At 53.4% G+C, this 18,177-nt stretch carries 12 protein-coding genes and 1 pseudogene; 4 read left to right on the top strand and 9 right to left on the bottom strand.

Annotated features, from left to right (window positions below):
- Nucleotides 1-136 precede the first annotated feature (136 nt).
- On the bottom strand, nucleotides 137-400 hold the full coding sequence (locus D7241_RS06560) for a hypothetical protein (RefSeq protein ID WP_408100817.1): 264 nt from the start codon (nucleotides 398-400) through the stop codon (nucleotides 137-139).
- Nucleotides 401-814: 414 nt separating this feature from the next.
- Nucleotides 815-1,663, bottom strand: a pseudogene (locus D7241_RS06555) (SOS response-associated peptidase family protein).
- A gap of 85 nt (nucleotides 1,664-1,748) precedes the next feature.
- On the opposite strand from D7241_RS06555, the gene D7241_RS06550 reads away from it, so the two are divergent.
- The 3 genes from D7241_RS06550 (at nucleotide 1,749) to D7241_RS06540 (ending at nucleotide 6,116) form a co-directional block, all read left to right on the top strand.
- Nucleotides 1,749-4,841: an error-prone DNA polymerase gene (locus tag D7241_RS06550; RefSeq protein ID WP_408100816.1), complete on the top strand. Its 3,093-nt coding sequence runs from the start codon at nucleotides 1,749-1,751 to the stop codon at nucleotides 4,839-4,841.
- Nucleotides 4,842-5,228: 387 nt separating this feature from the next.
- Nucleotides 5,229-5,588: a histone-like nucleoid-structuring protein, MvaT/MvaU family gene (locus D7241_RS06545; protein ID WP_408100815.1), complete on the top strand. Its 360-nt coding sequence runs from the start codon at nucleotides 5,229-5,231 to the stop codon at nucleotides 5,586-5,588.
- Between the two features lie 78 nt (nucleotides 5,589-5,666).
- A complete protein-coding gene (locus tag D7241_RS06540) occupies nucleotides 5,667-6,116 on the top strand; it encodes a hypothetical protein (RefSeq protein WP_408101199.1) in 450 nt (149 codons plus the stop codon).
- Between the two features lie 274 nt (nucleotides 6,117-6,390).
- Here the strand turns inward: D7241_RS06540 and D7241_RS06535 are convergent, their stop codons facing one another.
- On the bottom strand, nucleotides 6,391-8,400 hold the full coding sequence (locus D7241_RS06535; RefSeq protein ID WP_408100814.1) for an AAA family ATPase: 2,010 nt from the start codon (nucleotides 8,398-8,400) through the stop codon (nucleotides 6,391-6,393).
- Between the two features lie 403 nt (nucleotides 8,401-8,803).
- Between D7241_RS06535 and D7241_RS06530 the strand changes: the two genes are divergently transcribed.
- On the top strand, nucleotides 8,804-10,426 hold the full coding sequence (locus tag D7241_RS06530; RefSeq protein WP_408100813.1) for a hypothetical protein: 1,623 nt from the start codon (nucleotides 8,804-8,806) through the stop codon (nucleotides 10,424-10,426).
- A gap of 64 nt (nucleotides 10,427-10,490) precedes the next feature.
- Here the strand turns inward: D7241_RS06530 and D7241_RS06525 are convergent, their stop codons facing one another.
- From D7241_RS06525 to D7241_RS06500, 6 genes are all read right to left on the bottom strand, one after another.
- Nucleotides 10,491-11,231, bottom strand: a complete 741-nt coding sequence (locus tag D7241_RS06525; protein WP_408100812.1) for a hypothetical protein — start codon at nucleotides 11,229-11,231, stop codon at nucleotides 10,491-10,493.
- 540 nt (nucleotides 11,232-11,771) lie between these two features.
- On the bottom strand, nucleotides 11,772-12,314 hold the full coding sequence (locus D7241_RS06520) for a HEPN domain-containing protein (protein WP_408100811.1): 543 nt from the start codon (nucleotides 12,312-12,314) through the stop codon (nucleotides 11,772-11,774).
- Between the two features lie 262 nt (nucleotides 12,315-12,576).
- Nucleotides 12,577-14,253 carry an RNA-directed DNA polymerase gene (locus D7241_RS06515; protein ID WP_408100810.1) on the bottom strand — a complete coding sequence of 559 codons (1,677 nt, stop codon included), beginning with the start codon at nucleotides 14,251-14,253 and terminating at the stop codon, nucleotides 12,577-12,579.
- Between the two features lie 57 nt (nucleotides 14,254-14,310).
- Nucleotides 14,311-16,281, bottom strand: coding sequence for a DUF3732 domain-containing protein (locus D7241_RS06510; protein WP_408100809.1), 1,971 nt, complete (start codon nucleotides 16,279-16,281; stop codon nucleotides 14,311-14,313).
- A complete protein-coding gene (locus D7241_RS06505) occupies nucleotides 16,281-16,793 on the bottom strand; it encodes a three component ABC system middle component (RefSeq protein ID WP_408100808.1) in 513 nt (170 codons plus the stop codon). Before D7241_RS06505 ends, D7241_RS06510 begins: the two co-directional genes overlap by 1 nt.
- 110 nt (nucleotides 16,794-16,903) lie before the next feature.
- A complete protein-coding gene (locus tag D7241_RS06500; RefSeq protein WP_408100807.1) occupies nucleotides 16,904-18,151 on the bottom strand; it encodes an ABC-three component system protein in 1,248 nt (415 codons plus the stop codon).
- Between the last annotated feature and the right edge of the window lie 26 nt (nucleotides 18,152-18,177).

Raw genomic sequence — 18,177 nt, 5'->3', positions numbered from 1 at the left:
CGGTTTGATGTACTGCTTACGCATGGGGTTGAGCAGCAAAACGAAAACCGCAGCATTTCCGGTGTTGTTGGTTATTGCTTCATTCCCTCCTACATCTGGGCAGGTTTCAGCTCACACAAGTGCACCGTCAGCTGCGTCAAGTCGGCGAGCCGGATATGACGATTGCAGTCTCACGCGGACTGCGTTCGTTGGCAGCTCGCTCATCTTCGGGCAATGGGTACCCACCCTTGTTCCGACTCAGGACATTTGCGCTCGGATAGTCGGCCCAGCTCACACCCTGAGTCAAAATCTCGTGACGCTCAATATGTCGCACGTCGTAAAAATGCGTGTCGTATTCAACCACGACCTTCGCTTCAGGATCCTGCGTCGAGAGAATCTCAATCAGTTCGCGGACGTTCACGTGTGGCTCCGTTGCTGTCAGATAAGGGCTGGCTCAACTACCGGGTCGGATAACTACGATGCCCATTAAAGTCCAAGATCGCCAGACAACCGAATCTCAGAGAGCCGAGGCGTAAGCAGGTTCATGGGAATACGCATCAGCACATGACCCGCAATTGCATACCTCAGCTGTAGCAAAACCCGAAGGTGCTCCCGGTATAGCGATCGTTGACCTAGTAGAATTGGAGTATGCCCATGTGCGACATCTTCCAGCATCAACCCTGCTATCTCAGCAAGACCCTCGTGGCTCACGAGCCTGGGAACAGCGCCGTCTGGCATGCCTTGCATCATACTGCGCAGTCCCTCTAACACCCATGTAGCAAGCACTTGGGGCGAGAACAGCGCCAATGCGGCACTCCATATCAGTCGCTCCTCGTTACGAGTCATCGCCTCTCCCTGAAGAATCACTGTCCTGAGCGCGAGATGTCGGCACCAATGACACGTCCAGGTAGCGATCACCAGCGCAGTCGATTGACCGAAAGATTCGCGCGTGTCTCGCGGCTAAGCATACGGAATGCGCGGATCGACCCTCACTTGCGTGATCACGCAGGAGTAACAGGGATGGCCCGTCATTACGGACATTCCCCACATCTTGGCTAACGGGGTACCAAACGAACTCATCTGCTGGCAAAGCCTGCTCGTCCAGTAGGTTACGGGCGTATACCAGGGCTATGTCAGACAACCACTCTCGGGCGACCTCCTTTGTGAAAACGATCAGACGGCGATCGTGGACATCGACCATGCCACCTTCCGCATCCGCAGTGACAATCCGAAATCCGTCCGTATCTTTGGGCTCCTCATCAGGCGCCGAAAAATGCCCTACCGCCGCCATGAAAAGCGGTTCATTCGTAGCATGCCGAATGTAGTAAGGCTGTTTGCGCTTTGCGCGAGGAACTGCGCGCCATTCATACTAGCCGTCCACAGCAACGATCGCCCGGTTCGGCCAGATAGCTCGGTAGTACGCGCTAGTCGATACCTTCTCGCGTGCTGCATTGATTATGTTGCGAACCCTGCGTGATGCCCAGGAAGGCTCCCATCCCCAACGTTCGGCTTTCCAAATCAACCCGTTTTCACTCGGCCTGATTAAATCAACGCGCGTGGTTGGAGCAACATTGAAACGATGGATCTCCTCTCCCCCGTTACGACCGATCAGCATGGCCTGCTGCAAATCAAGAGATGCTAGGTACTTTTCCGCCGCTCGGTGTTGAGCAAGCCTTCCGCACATTTGTTTTCCTCCTGTCGCCAGGTGATTGACCAGATCAACGAGCCAGCTGACACTGTATGTTCATACAGTATAGCTATCTTATGCCGTGACTTCTTCTCCTTCCGACCAGCCTCGCTATGCTGAGCTTCACTGCCTAAGCAATTTCAGCTTTCAGCGTGGTGCGTCCAGCTCTGACGAGCTATTCAAACGTGCAGCAGAGCTAGGGTATGAGGCGCTTGCGGTGACCGATGAGGCATCGTTAGCCGGCATCGTCCGCGCCTGGCAATCGTCGAAGAAAACAGGCGTCCGCTTGATCGTCGGCACCGAAATTCGGCTAGCGGATGGCCCGACTTTGGTTTTGCTTGCAAAAAACCTAGCCGGGTATCAGCACATATGTCAGTTGATCACTAAGGCAAGAAGGCGTGCCAAAAAAGGAAGTTATGAGCTTCGCAAGGATGACCTAAACAGCGAGATTCCCGGCGTGGTAGTGCTGTGGATTCCTGGGAGATCGTCATTTGACTCCGAGGCAAAGTGGGTAGCGGAGACGTTCCCATCCCAAGCGTGGATAGCGGTCGAGCTTCATCATGAATCCGACGATCATCTAAAGCATCAACACCTTGTCGAATTGGCTGCGAGATTTGGCTTACCTCTGTTAGCAAGCGGCGACGTACACATGCACGCACGCGGGCGCCGGGCACTTCAGGACACGATTACTGCCATCAAGCATAAGTGCACACTGGCGGAGGCGGGCTTCAGACTTTTCCAGAACGGGGAGCGCCATTTAAGGACGATTGGAGCAATCGTACGAACCTATCCTCGCGAGCTCTTGGACGAGTCAGTGAGGGTCGCTTCCCTCTGCCAATTCAAACTTGAAGAGCTTAGATATGAGTACCCACGTGAAGTGGTACCTCCTAGCAAAACCCCATCACGCTGGCTCCGTGAATTGACTTACAGAGGGGTAAAATGGCGTTGGCCTGAAGGTGCCTCGGACAAGGCCATTTCGCAGATTGGAGCCGAACTCGGCCTCATCGAAGAGCTCCAGTACGAAAGCTACTTTCTCACCGTCCACGACATCGTCCAGTTTGCACGTCGTCAAAACATTCTCTGCCAAGGCCGTGGCTCGGCGGCTAACTCAGCGGTTTGCTTTGCGCTCGGAATTACTGAACTGGATCCCACGCGGATGAGCATGCTGTTCGAGCGTTTCATCTCAAAAGAGAGGAACGAGCCCCCGGACATCGATGTTGATTTTGAGCACGAGCGCCGTGAAGAGGTCATTCAGTACATCTTCACTCGCTACGGGCGCGAGCGCGCAGCGCTAACCTGCGTAGCCTCAACATATCACTTTGCTGGCGCCATCCGGGATGTATCAAAAGCCGTTGGCCTTCCGCCTAACCAAGTTGATGCTCTTGCTAAATGCTGTGGTGCCTGGAGCGACCGCATGCCGCCTCCGGAAAGGCTTCGAGAAGCGGGCTTTGATCCAGACAATCAGACCATTCGGATGGTGCTCATCCTGACTGACCTCCTTGTTGGTTTTCCTCGCCATCTGTCTCAGCACCCTGGGGGGTTCGTTATTTCGGAGCATCCGTTGTCCACACTGGTACCGGTAGAAAATGCTGCCATGGCTGATCGCACGGTAATCCAATGGGACAAGGACGATATCGATGCTCTGGGCCTAATGAAGGTAGATGTACTGGCGCTCGGCATGCTCAGCGCGATCCGACGATGCCTAGATTTGCTGCGCCGCCATGAGCGAAGAGATCTGACGCTGGCTACGATCCCCCCAGAGGATCCCGATACCTACGCCATGATCAGTCGTGCCGATACTCTTGGTGTATTCCAAATCGAATCACGTGCGCAGATGGCTATGCTGCCACGCCTGAAGCCAAAGACCTTCTACGATTTAGTGATAGAGGTCGCGATCGTGCGGCCAGGCCCAATTGTCGGCGACATGGTTCACCCCTATCTCAGGCGCCGCAATGGCGAAGAGAAAGTGGCTTATCCATCAGATGAGCTGCGTGATGTCTTCGAGCGCACACTTGGCGTGCCACTGTTTCAGGAGCAAGTCATGCGACTAGCCATCGTGGCTGCTGGCTACTCCCCCGGTGAGGCAGATCAGCTACGGCGCTCTATGGCGGCCTGGAAACGCCATGGAGGTCTGGAGCCTCACCAAGTGCGCCTGCGACAAGGCATGCTTGAAAGGGGCTACTCCGAAGAATTTGCCGAGCGGATCTTCGAGCAGATCAAAGGCTTTGGAAGCTACGGTTTCCCTGAGTCACATGCCGCCAGCTTCGCGCTGCTGACCTATGCCAGTTGTTGGCTCAAATGTCATGAGCCAGCGGCATACGCATGTGCGCTCATTAATAGTTGGCCGATGGGTTTTTACAGTCCAGATCAAGTATTGCAAGACGCCCGACGCCACAAGATCGAAGTACGTGAAGTCGACGTCATGAAGAGTGATTGGGATTGCTCGTTAGAAGCATCGGATGGGCCTCAACCTGCCATTAGATTGGGCTTTCGTATGATTCGTGGCCTAGCGGAAAACGTCGGCAGGCGGATCGAGGTCGTCCGAGCTGAACAGGCGTTCAGTAACGTTGCGGATTTGTGCAAACGCGCTGAGCTAGATCGTAAAGCACAAGATTTGTTAGCCGATGCTAATGCCCTGGCCCACCTTGCAGGAGATAGGCATTCAGCACGATGGGAAGTCGCCGGCCTGCAGAAATCGCTGCCCCTCTTTGATGAGATCGTTATTGCGGAGGCGGAAGCCGAGCTCCCTACCCCGACAGTTGTCGAGAACATGAAGGCCGACTATGCGCTTACTGGCACGACGCTCGGTGCACACCCTATGTCTCTGCTACGTCCAGAGCTCATAGCGATTCGCGCAAAAAGCTCGCGCGACTTTGCAGACCTACGCCATGGGCAACACATAAAGGTAGTAGGAATCGTAACCGGCAGGCAGCGTCCTTCAACAGCTGCAGGGGTGACCTTCGTCACCCTTGAGGACGAGCATGGAATGATCAATGTGGTCGTCTGGCGCGACCTCGCAGAGCGGCAACGCTCAGCGCTGATGCATTCGCGACTTCTGCAGGTAAAGGGAACATTTGAGGACAAAGCGGGTGTGCGGTATTTGATTGCGGGGCATCTACAGGATGTGAGCGGGATGCTGGACGGACTTGATATCCGGAGCCGGGATTTCCACTAAGGATTACGCGAACTACCCCAGAGGGCGAGCCTTTCATTTAGCTCTTCCAAGAGCGGCATTGCCCACAACGCCATGCACTGATTTGTTGTGGTGTGTTCGCTCAACCGCAATGGTAGGGCGTGGACGAGCCCCGAGGGTCGCGTTTTGGGCATCTAGACGCATATTGCTTTGGTGGTTAACGTGCGCGTTAGGAAGCCATAGCCGCTTCGGCGTAAACTATCTGCATCGTATTCTTGATACTCAAAGTATGAAGGCGTTCAGCGCGCTGAGTGCTTACAAACGAAGAGCTACGACAACTTTTTCCAGCCAATTTTTTCCGCTTGAACTGACTGCTCAATCACCCAACCATGAGCAATCTGTATCCATATTTTGAACGAGAGATAGGTCATGTCAAAAATCGCAGAATTCAAAGCCCTCGAAGCCCAAATCGCGGAGCATCAAAAACGCCTCGAAGCACTTCAGGGGGACGAAGGCCTGAAACAAGAAATTGAGTTTGAAAGCAAACTGCGCAAGCTTTTGGGCGAATACAACTACTCCCTCCGCGATGTTATCTCGCTGCTGGATCCTTCGGCTGGGAAAGGTCGTCAGGCGGTTGCTGAGAAGCCAGCACGCCGCGAGCGGTCACTGAAGCGCTACAAGAACCCGAATACGGGTGAAGTGGTCGAGACTAGAGGCGGCAACCATAAAGTTTTGAAGGCGTGGAAGCAGGAGCATGGTGCCGAGGCCGTTGAGGGTTGGCTCCAGTAAGATTTTTGAAAAGGGTCGCATAGCGGCCTTTTACTTTCAGGGCGAACTCTGCTCCTGATGAAACGGGGGATCAATGAAGTGAGGCTCTTCCTCGATTGCGAATTCACTCAGCTAACTGCTCAAGCGAAGCTGATCTCTCTGGCTCTCGTTGCAGAAGATGGGCGGGAATTCTACGTCGAACTACTCGACACCTGGCAGGTAGACGATTGTAGTGACTTTGTTGTCGAGATCGTCCTTCCACAGCTCTGGCGTAGCGAGTACGTCAAGACAGCCGCAAACGCGCGGAGCGAACTGCTGGGTTTCCTGGGTACTTTTGACGAGATCCTAGAGGTCGTGACCGACGCGCCGCAGTTTGACTGGGAACTGCTTTGCGACCTCATATACGAGGATGGGCACTGGCCAAGTAATGTGCGGAATTTCCCAACTGACGCAACGATGCTTGAAGCCTACAAAGATGGCAGCGCCCTTCCTCATCATGCTCTGCTGGATGCTCGGATTATTGCGGAGATGTTTGCCTGCATAACCTAAAGCGGAAGCCGGAGGCCGCCCGAGTGATAGTAGCTCGTGGACGTATCGACAACGCCGAATGTTTCTAGTCGTTAACTCCAGCTAGATGGCGGTGCTCATAGGCGGCGTCGCACATATCGCGCTGTACCACTTTGCAGGTTCGCTGGTCTTCGCTGCCATACCTGTCTGGGGATGCCTAGTCGGCAGTCAATCGCTGACGGCATCAACAGTGGGGCCCGTCCGTTCAGGCCCCCATTGCAGCCTGTTACAGCGCTGTTTTAGCCTAAGGAGCGGGTCACTTCAACGCAGCATTGATCGCATTGATAAGGTTCGTACAACCCTCCACCTCATGAGCGGCTAGGTCAGTTATCGAGTGGTCGCGCGACCACCGGAGAAAGGCTTTCGCCAGTCTGTATTTGGTGAAGTCTTTGCCTATGGTTTTCTGAAAAATGTCGATGATAGGTTTGTCGGCCGTACTGGCGATAGCAGCGGTGATATCCCAGCCAAGGCCGGACTTGGCAACCTCGACTAATGTGTCGCGTAACAGATCCTCTATCTCCGCGTGGTCAATCTTGGGCACTGTATAGTCAGATGTACGAAGGATTCGTTTGTTGCCCAAACGATGAACCAGGATTTCCTGTTTGGCGGCCTGGTCACCTGCGTTGTCCGAGTCGAGCAGCGCTGCGACCTTAAGATTATGTGACGTTAGGATAGTCGCGAAATAGACTATCTTACTGGCGGTGTTTGCTGGTACTAGCGCAATCTTGTCATGCAGCGCCCCTTTGCCTCCATCCTTGAGCAGGTTGGATATGGCTTCGATGTACCAGTAATCTGTCAGACCTTCGAGAATAAGATTTCTCTGACTGGCAAATAGACTCTGAGCAAGGTCGTAACCCAGCGCCTCTTGGAGCGGCAGCAGCGCCGCCGGATCGCTAGAGGACACAGTCGTGTGAACCTTGGTGCCGACAGCCCTATCAGTCAGCTCGACTACCCTGACCAAGTCGAGCTCATCCGGGCCTACAAGGAACGGTGAGTGCGTCGAATACAGGGTCTGATTTTCATCGGCAAGCATTGAGATGGTTTTTCTGAATTCCCTTTGTTTGAGGGCATGAAGGCTTACCCCTGGCTCGTCCAAAAGCAAGACAGTGTTCTTGTGCTTACCTTTCGCCTCAGCGAAAAACACGATGAAAAACGAGACCAGCCATTGGAATCCCTCAGAGCGCTGGTCAAGCTCCACCTCTACCCCAATATTGTCCTCTACGACAACCTTCAGATACTGACCATCTGCAGTCAGCTTTAGCCTGCTGGCCTCGGCTTTAGAATCGTCCGGATTCCAGACTTTGATTATCTGCTGAGTCAGTTCAACGCTAGCTGCATTCAGCTCGTAGCTCCGCTGATCGAGCTTTGCTCGGAAATTTTCAAGGTCAGCGTTGGTGTGGCTTGGATCAGATGCTTTACCGAGATCAGAAAGCTCTCGGGCTGTAAACCCAAGCAGCTTAAGCAAGCAGATGTTCCCGTAATCGTAAGCATCGTCATCTAGGGTATTGGCCTCCAAACGCTTCGCTAAATTTCCAAGATGGATGATCGGCTTGACGCGGAAGTAGTTGCTGTAAAGGACAAAAACTGGCCGATTTTTGTGAAGATGCAGTCGGAACTGGTTTACTTCAACATCATCATCCAGAGCGGCAACGATGGCTTCCCAGCGGGCGACCTCTTTCTCGTTTTCTTCATCTACATACGGAAGCATTTGTTCAAGCCAGGGCTTCAAAATTTCAGCCGCAGACCACAAGTATCTATATTGGTTAAAATCACTAACTAGTTTGTTAAGACTCTCAGTGCGTGGCTTGGACGATCCTTCAGGAACTTCTCGATCGAGGTGTGCAGCTAGCCTAAGTAGGTCATTTTTGATGTCTTTGTAGAAAGGGGTTGCGACTCCGACTAATGAATGGCGCCATGTGTTGCTCAAGTACCGAGTGAAGGTGTAGCCAATTGGCTGCCCTTTTATCTTTGCAGGGGCAATGTCCAAATCGGCTTTATCCAAAGCGAATGTTGCCGTTACTACTTCGATATCGTCGGGCTTTAGTTCGCCTCTACTGATCTGTGTGTATTTTGCTCTTGGATAATCACGTAGAGGATTGAAGCCTTTGACCCCCTCTGGCGCGTTAATCTGCTGAATCGCCTGCAGAATTGCAGTTTTCCCTGCTTCGTTCGGGCCAACCAATATCGTTTTGAATTGTTCTATCTCAAACTCGCCGGTATCTATGATGCTTCGATAATTTTGAACTCGTACCGTACTCAAGCGCATGGTCAATTCCTTTGTAACTCATGGATGTAGGCTGGCCTGAACGATAGCCTAGCGCTATACGGAAAGATAGAGGCCCGATCGCGGCGCTTTGACAGACTAACTTTGAGCGTTTAAGTGGGCCGGCTTTACCCAGCCCAGCGATTGAGTCGTCAGGATAGAAGCCGCTGCGACTTGCGAATTTGGATTTGACGCGGGTTCCGATTTGGATGCGTGTGGATCATTGAAGGCTGGGCACATAGTCGATTAGACTGAACATCGGCTTTTAGCAGAAGCCTGCCACCCGCTTAGCGAATCCTTATAGGAACTGCCTTCTCTGAATTTCATACGTTGACTGAGTGCTACAGCAGCCGTCGACATTTGCGGGTGATGTCCTTTTTACGCTGCGTCAGCACGAAGGAATCGTATGAACCACTATCGCAGCACCCTCACTCGTCACCTCAAAAACCAGTCGAAGCTGATTGCCTTAGAAAGCACTCTTCGTCATAGCGCATGTCTTGATCAAGCCAGCCAAGAATACGGCTTCTCGAATTGGAAGCAGGCTACCAAGCACATGGCCTACGTGGATGAACTCGTCAAACAGGCACGTACAACGTTTGCTATGCAGTTGGAGATTCGGGCCTTCGAGCTGAGTAAGCGGCGCGGGTATCCGTTTCTGGTCGACGAGCAGACCGCGATGAGGTACGCCCCCAAAGTACCCATACAGGCGGAGTCAGTTGCACGCAACGGGCTTGTGTTGGAGCTATTCGAGAAGATCCACGCCCCGATCAACCTCAATAAGTCCAATGCCGCACAACTATGGTTTCGGCCCTTACTTTCGCCTATCGAAGTGCAAGATCTAATCACGATGGGCCGCTGGAGAATCAAGCACCTCGCAACGGCGATAGCTGCTGCCGAGGGAGCCGACGTGATCGTCAGGGACGGCTATCCCAACTTGACGCGCAGCGCAGTCCAGGACGAGCTGGTCGGCTACCTCCACGCGCTCTATTCTCAATCGGTGCGCCTCGCTTTAGGGGGCGGGATTGATGAGGTAATGGAGCATCCAGGCTTTAAGGAATTTGCCGGCTGCGCACTGCATGCTCTTCGAGAAAATATTGTTCCTGGTACCGCTCTGACTGTCGTTCTCGAACACGCATATGTCGAACACTGGGTTCGTAGCAACAGTGGTTCTCTAGACGAGCATCTAGTGTGGAGCGCTCGACAGCAGCACCCAGCGTTTATGAGGCAGTCGTTGCTCACACTCACGGAGCGACCCAGCTTTGATGTGAGCTCTCACCTTCCAGTAAATGAGCTTTCCCTTGCGCAATACACGCAACTGGCAGCGCTGGTGAACCGCATCGCAAAGCACTGCCCGGATACGAGGCCCGTACAGCGCGTGCTAGTACTAATAGGAGAGCTGTTATCTGGGTGGATGAGTAAGCATTTCGGCGACGAGCGCCAAGCCCGGGCAATATTCCAACTGTCAGTAACGCCTCACGCAGTGGCCTTCCTAGCACCTGCACTGGCACGCAGGATGCGATCAGACCTCGCCAGCTTACAAAGTATGATTGAAGGCATTCTGCAAGAGTGTCTGGCAAGAAAAGAGCTACTCAAAGCTGTCAGAAAGCTGGAAAAGGTAGTGCATGCCTGGATACACCGCACCCAGCACGACTGGTCGAAAAAGTCGGTGAGGTTGGAAATGGACTCGATCGGTCTCGTAGCCCTCGATCCCAAGTTCGAGCCATATCTGGAACCAGATACCCCGTGGCGCCGGGCAGAACTTATTGGCACACACAAGGAGAGAAATCTCCTAGACGCGCTCCGCCCGCACCTGTTTCCCATATGGAAGCAAGAAGACGAGCAAGAAGGTTATGACTTCAATATCGAGGACATGGACTGCGAAGAATCCCTATCTGAGCACCTGCACGGACTGGTGTTCTATCGATACGTCGGCCCTGCCAACACCGTGAAGCAGTTCTGGAAAGAGGTAGCGAAGTTGGCTTTCTTCAGACCGCAGCATGTGTGGTTCAAACAGAAACTCATTGACTAAGCATCAAGGCCAGCCGGGAGGCATGATTAGGCCAGTCCGGCTGGCTATCTTAGTCAACCTATAGCTACCTAGGCGGATCGGCGGCATCAGCTGGCTTACGGAGCTGATTTGCCCTGAGGCGCTCATCAAAGATCAGTACAATGCCAGGGAAATACCGATGCTCATCAACGTAATTGGTGCTTCCCACCTTTGGGAAGATGTAGGCGAACTGGGTGGGCTTGAGTGACCGCCCAGGGAAGTCGGGTTCATCAGTAAGCCAACGATTTAGCGATGCCTTGACCTTGTCAGGGCAGATCTGAACCCGCCTACCCGTTCCGATCCGAATCTCGCTCAAGGGCATGGTTGGCACAACGAAAGTCACTGCGAATCGGCGATTGGCCTCCCAATGCCCGAGATCACCTGTGTCATCCCATGCCGCTTTCAGGGCCTTGTTCATATAGGTCACGCCATCGGCCCTAACGCCTATCCGCTGTACGGCCTGCTTAGCCTCGATCGCGATACTTTCATTCGGGTTGCGGATGAACAGGTCACACCGGCCATTGCGAAGGTGACCCTCATCCACACCAGGCGTGAGCGTCCGCATGCGCTTGATGGTGCTGAACTCCTCGAGCGCGAACCAGTCCTTCAGTGTCCAAGCAGCTCCTGCCAAAACGCTCAGTGAGGCACGCTCGTTATACCACCAAGGGTTATCCTTAAACGCGTTGGTGTACCGCTCGACTGCCTTGATCCAAGCGTTCAGTAACTTGCGTACTGACTCGTCGTCATCATGGGTATGGACGTGCTTGAGGGTCTTCAATTGCTGCACAGCTCGCTCCTTGCGAAAGGCGCGAAGCTACCACATAGCAGACAAGCCTCTGCAATTTTCAGTGTGGTAGTAGCCCTCAGGGGTAAGGGGCAAGGGGCAAGCCCGACGTTTACCGGACTTCCATGCTGTTCGCAGAATTGACCAGAAGCAAAATCGCGGAGGCAGCCATGTCCCGGCTATAAGACCCACCTCTAGATCTGCACATCGGAACATAGCTCAACAACCACAAGCGAGCGCTCACATTTGGCTCAATGACAAAGAGGTCGACCAAAAAGCTTTTTAAGATCGCCTACCGCCCTAGCTGTGCTTGGCGGCTAGACGACTGGCTTAAAAGGTTGATGGGGCTATTTACTAGCTTGGCCCTCGCGAGAGCCGTCACGAAGTCCAGCTGCATCAGTAGGTCTCGACGCGGCTTGCACTCAACGTCCCCGTTCATAATGATCCCGCGAATAAGCTTCAATGCCGAGACTTGATCTGCCGCCGTGCGGTACACAGAAGGTTACTGGAGACAGCAACCCCCTTTCTGACAAACAGCGCGGGTTAGATGTTTGCCTCTAAGCACTCGTCGGTTTTCTCCACGAGCAGCTTGATGAAGCGAATAGCCTTCTCCAGGTCATCTCGTTTGACCAGATGAGCAGCAGGTGCACCTGTGTTCTGAACCTTGGATCGATGCACTGCTTGCCCCCGCTTGCTAATCAAAGCATCAAGCGCCTTACGGTTCCCAGCCGCATCAGTGCTCATACCGGCCCAGTTGGCGGTGACGTCGACACCGAGGTAGTCCAGGAATAGCTGCTTGGTCTTAGCCGAATCAGGGTTGTGAAAGCGCTTGAGCTCGTTCTCAAGCTTGTCGGCCATAAAGTCGCCACATCGGCTTCCCTTGATCAGCTTGAGCTGGATCGCCAGCGCTTCGGTGACACGATCCTCAACATAGGTTTCCCAGGCTGTTAGGGCCATTACCAGCCCCGCTCGCTTGAGCACCTCAGCATTTGCAGGGGGGGGATTACCGTTGATTGAATCGAAGTGTTCTAGGAGCTCCTCAGCGTCCTTGATCGAGTACTGAAAGGCCTGCTCTGCTTTTGACATCAAAAATCCCTTTCATAAATAACACGATTCTCAGCGTCACTAATGCTCTAGCTATCGTTTAGGTGACTGCAAGTAGGCCACGAAGCCGGCCCAATCATGCGCACCATACTTTTCGAGCAGACAACTATCGTCAAAGCGACGTAACTGTAAGCGATCATGCACCACGTCACGTCTAGTTTTGTGGAAAGCACCCTCTGGACGATCAACCCGCCACCGAAGTGAGCGATTTCGTTCATCCGCATGCCGAGTAACTATGCCGCCTTCAGTTGCCTGCAGTCACTACTGGGCCGAGGTGTTCCTCGTCACCTTCCTGATCATCCGGTTCAGTCGAATCAAAGTATTCTTCGTCCATGCTGTCGAACTCGAAATCGCTGTCGATCTCGGCATCCGAGTCGAAATCTACGGCCTGCGCTGCGCCCACCCTGACCTGGAATAAAGCGGGCAGTCGGGCTGTCTCGTCGTAAAAACTGACACCGGCGTTTAGCAGCGCTTTAAAGCAGGGGTCGGCTTGAATGAAAGTGAGGTTTGAGTTCCCGAGCCACCGCCGGCGGCCTCCTTCATAGGCCAGCAACCAGTTATTCCCTTTAAGCGCCAGTGTCGTAACAGGTAGGCCCGGTAACGTCGCAAGACTCACCTCTCCGTCGACCAAACCTGAGTGAATGAGATCGAGAGCAATGAGTGAGCAAACGGAGTTCTCCATGTGAAGCACCTGAAGGATCAGAGGTGCATCAAGATGGATCCTGAGTTCTTTGCACAGCCAAAGGAGCCAGGCCGTCTCACTGTGATGATTCGCTGCGGCAGCTGATCCCAACAAATTCCGGCTGAATGCACTTAGCGCGCTCATGTTTAGCGGGTAGTCGTATCGATGGTAAGTCGCAAGAATTTGGGTTATGACCTGCAGGGTGTTGGGAAATCCATACCCGCATTTGAGAATGTAAGCTTCGACGATCGCCCAATTGGATTTCTTGACGATGGTTGAAGACAGCTGCTTCAGGCCGTACTTGACCAGACTCTCGTCCTTGAACCTTGATTCAAGCGAGAACAACATCTCGAAATAGTGGTGAATATCGTCTTTCTGCTGCCGCCTTTCCGCTGAGACCGTCAGCTTCTTCAGGCTGTATTTCCAAGACTCCTGGACGAGCTCTCGTACCTCGACGATTTTCGTCTTGGAGGCGTTGATCTGAAGCTCGTAAGCACTGACGCATTTGATGATGATAGCTAGTGCCTTCTCAGCTTCCTCTCGCTTGTTGAAAAAGAAAGTGAAGTCGTCAACATAGCGAAACCCCTTCGGCCATTCACCCAATTCGGCGCGGATGGCCTCATCAATCGACACTCCGATGATCTCCGCGATGATGTGGGAGGTGTCGGGGCCAATGGGTAAGCCAATGGTTTGGCCATCCTGTGTTCCCATGCATCGGTTATCAAGGATGTTCCCAAAAAACTCAGCAGTTTTTTTGGTCTTGTTCGCTTTAGCAACCTGCTTAGTGTGCAACGCCCACGGGATGGTGTGAGTGTAAACAGTAGGAAAATAGCTCGATATGTCGGTGATAAGCGCATAACGCGCCCCTGCAGATTGGCACACGCGCGCCTCATACAATTCGCTGAACTTTGTCAGCTCGATCGCTCTGAGGCTGCCGCCAGTGCTGGGGATGCTATGAGATATTTCGCTTTTTTCGTAATGTGCTTGGATCTGAGGCCAATACTCACAGATTTCCTTGGCCAGAGCATAGAAGCTGACGGGATTGGGGATCGAGGTCGTGCGCCTGCTGTAGGAAGATCTCGCGACCGAGAATTTCTCAGCCTGAGATGCCCCACCCCCTGGCGCGCCATCCCATACAGCCTTGATCTGCTCAATACTTTCGGCGAGTCGCTTCGTACCAAATCCAATCGGTAGCTGAATCGGGAAATATCCTTTAGTAAGCAGATCCTGTAGCTGCATAACGCTCCTTATTGCTGTTCAGGAGACTAAATAGGTCGGGGACGTCTTTTATCTCGTCTACGCCGGGTCGTGGAACCAGTCTGGGACTAGTTTCTTGTCCCTCCACTCCTCCGTCAGCACCACGCCTGGAATCTCACCCCATACACCGACGTCAGCGTGGTCGAGCACGATGATCTGCAACCGGCCATGGGCTGTGTTGACGGCATCCGCGAACGCTTGGAAGACCTTGCGAACAGCAATGCGGTCTTCATCGTTGAGCTCGTGTTCCTCCTCGACCTGCGCGGCCCGCTTAACTGGAAAATAGACCTGGCTGGGCTGATCGAATACGAGAAAATGCGGTACAGGGTGCTCGACGGTTTTCTTGGACATGAATAGCTTCTGCAGGGCCAGGAGCATTGCGACGTGATACGCCAGCCAGTTGGCGCCGCTGCCAATTTCCCAGAGGAAATCGTCGCGCCCATCATGGCGTACCTTAATCGCAAGATCAGTGATCGAAAGACCGATCCTTGCGTCCTTCCATTCAGCATCCAGGGACGGTGTGATCTTGGCGCAGTGCTCACTCAGTGAGTTGAGGATCTTTCGCGTGTTGTCGCGTACCACGTCGACAGAAACCAGAGGAGATAGCTCAGCCATCCGATCCTCGACCTCTTTCAACTCTTTGGCCAGGCTGTTATCGAACTGGGCTTCCTTGTAGTTCTTAACCGCTTCCTCAAGCCTGCCCAAGTAACGATCAATATCTGCTTCTCTTAGGGCCTGCCCCTTGGCCTGAGCATCGATCAACTCGATGGCCCTGATTTCTTTTCGGATCGCTTCCAGCTCTTCTGCATCTGCACGTACTGCGTTTTTCAGTCGCACCAGTTCGCTCTCAACCGACGCAGAAACTGCCGGTGTAGCCCGGGCGGTGTTTTCGATACCAATCAGCGCTTCACACAATGCGTCTAGCTCTCCGGATGCTGAATCCGTTGCGCCGCCCAGTGCATGGGATGAGGCATCGTCTTTACTGGCCAGGCTTTTCAACCAAGTCGACAGCGACAGGCGTTCCTTCATCGTCTCCAGCGCGGACAGATAGGCGTCCGCGTCCCTTTGGATGCCGCTGAGCAGATTTAGCTTTTGACGCCCAGAGAACAGGTTGGCCGCAATTACGTCCTCCCTCGCCTTCAGCTCTCCGATGGTTTTAATCGACGCTTGGAAGGTTTCGAGCTTTGGCCGGGCATCTTGCGAAGTTTTCTGCAGGATGGAGTTGAGCTGCTCGACGGCAACGGGCCACTCCTCTGACAGCACTGAGTCAATGGCGACAAGCCCATACTCACGCGCCCGGAAATACCAACTGTTTGCTTCGCCTCGCAACCGGGCGGAGGCGACAGCCAGCGCCTTGAGCGCTGTCTTGAGCTCCTTCTGCTTGCGCTCCAGATCCTTCATTTCCCAGGAGGCTATCAAAGTCTGCGGGGTTACCGCGCCCAGGATGAACGGAAAAATGTCCTTGAGCTTCTCTCGATGCCCCGTGGTATCGGCCTTGTAGAAAAGTACGTCCGGGTTGGCGACGATGTTCTGTGGCTGAAAGGTAAAAGCCATCAGGTCTCGAAAGCTGGGGCGGCTTTTAAAACCGTAACGGACATCGTCACCGAAACCGATATTCGGCAGCCCTGAGAGCCTGTTCAGAATGTCCTTCACGATCGCGCGATTGGAGTTTTTGCCCTCGATCCTGGCTGGAATCGAAATAGAGTCACCTTCCAGAACGAACATATCGTCAGTGGAGCGCTGTTTGCCCGGCTCTAGCCTAGCGAACAGTTTCAGGCCCTCATCAGTGTCCACGAGTAGCCCGAACCACTCACAGGTGTTGCGGATGGTGCCGACTGGAATCCCGCATTTTTCAGAAGCCAAGCAATAGTCAATGATCGGGATAACAGCAGATTTTCCCGCTTTGGATGATCCGCTGATGACATTCACTGCACCTGCTGTGAACGTCACCTCGCGGTATCGGCTTCCATTCTTTGGCCACAAAATAAGCTTTTCAATTTGCAGTTTCATCAAAAACCTATCCGTAGGGCTGCCTGGACTTCCTGTATAGAGAGTGCTCCACACCAGCCGCCGAGCTTATCCGCATGTTTACCCAACTCCCTCACCGTTTGAGGGACGTTAGGCGGGTACCGTTTGTACGTGCAGTCAACCAAAGCGGTCGCGCAGTCAAGCGTCAATAGCCCACTGTCCAGAGCAATGCGCAGGCTGGACAGTGATGTGTGTCGAAGAGCGAGCATCCTTCGCTGAATGGCGAATAGCAGTTCCTGCTCTTTGGAAAATTTGGCCGTGAACAGCCTCAACCCGGACGACTGATTGGTCTTGCCGATGGCGGTACGCAACGACTCGCTGAAGAGAATTGGGAGTACGATAAAAAGCAGGGGTAAAGCCGTCGAAGCATTAGCGCTTTGTCGCTTGAACCCCTTGACAAACTCCCATTGCAAAATCGCCCCAAGGGCAGGGTTCTGTACTAAATAGATCTCGTCGTAGGTACGAGCGGACGCTGTAAATTCAGGTGTTTCCATCCTGGCCAACCTGTAAATGGCCTAACGACCTAGCCACTGAATGGCGGCAGGATGCTGGGCGGTTTTGACTGCAATTGAGACCTGTGATGGAACATCAAGGCGATGCGGCTTCACTTGTCCAATAGATCCGTAAATCGAGGGTGCCACCCGATCCGCATGAGATTTGAAAACTGGTGATAGGTGCCACGCACGAAAAACCTTGGTGATTCTGTCCCATCAAGATTTTCAGTAACGTCCATGCACTCCATGTGGAGTAACTGGCCCCTGTCCAGCTCTGATGCACCAGAAAAGCTCATGCTTGTTTTCTTGTTCAGAAGCGTCCACTTGTTCAGCAGCGTTTTCCCGAACTCTTGAAAATCTTGCTCGCAGACCAGCCCTTTCTCGCCCCACCGCACCTTGTTCGTGATCGACTGAAGATAATCAGACATGGCGTCAAAACCTTCAGATGTCCTGTCGATAAGATCAAGCTGGCGTAGCAAGGTCAGAGCCTGGGGGCGATTATCTTCGATCTGAGACTCTGTGGGCGGCGGTAAGGTGTATGTGAGCAAGTGATTCAGGGGCCGACGACTATTGAAGGTTGACATGTAGTCGCGGAAAGCAGTTTGCGGCAGCGCAGGGAACTGCTTGCTAGCGATCAACTGGTCGGAATGGTTCTTGACCCACCCAATTGCTACGTTGCAGACATCTTCCAACCTGTCGTCAGAAACGGTGAGTGAAAAATAGCCCTGGATTCTGCCGAGCAGGTCATCGTTCCCTGTTTCCAACTCGAACGCCATCACCAGGCTTGCACGCTTGGCCGCATCGTAGTTGAGGAATTTCTCGATGTAGGGTTTGCACTGCTGGGGCCCCTCAGCGAGGTACGCGGCATTGATCTCACCCACTACACGCTCGACCAGTTTGGGTGTATGTGCGAAATGCAGTTGGTTGGCAAATTCACCTTCCTTTTGCTGCAGGACATAGAGTCGAAAGCGCGTTTTGCTCAGGTCTACAAGGCCAGCCTCGATCACATCAATCCAGTTGGCAAATGTCTTCCAGAGATCCACCGAAAAATTGCTGATGGGGTTAGTCACGAGGCCGCTTTTGGCCTGCTCCAACAGCACTGAATCGTCGGGAGATCTAACATCGGTGTCGTCGAAAACTTCGAGCGCGACGTAAGAGCCACGAGGTGCCTCGCATAGGTGAAGGCACATTCGGGTGGACTGGAGCGAATACCCAAGGTAGGAGCCAGGTCGGCTGGATTTGAGCGGCGGTTTTTGCAACGCTGGTGGCGTGGATTCCGGCGCCATTGATCTATTCATCCCTGCTGAGCCCTGAGAGCACACGTCGTGCAGATCAAGCAATTGCGTCGAGAGTGCCATGAAAGCCTCAGTCTTCCGCATCAAGG

Origin of the sequence: Stutzerimonas sp. VN223-3, assembly GCF_045999685.1 — a bacterium.
GTDB classification, from domain to species: Bacteria; Pseudomonadota; Gammaproteobacteria; order Pseudomonadales; family Pseudomonadaceae; genus Stutzerimonas; species Stutzerimonas stutzeri_AR.
The sequence above is the reverse complement of the archived record's forward strand: the minus strand, read 5'-3'. Positions and strand labels throughout refer to the sequence as shown.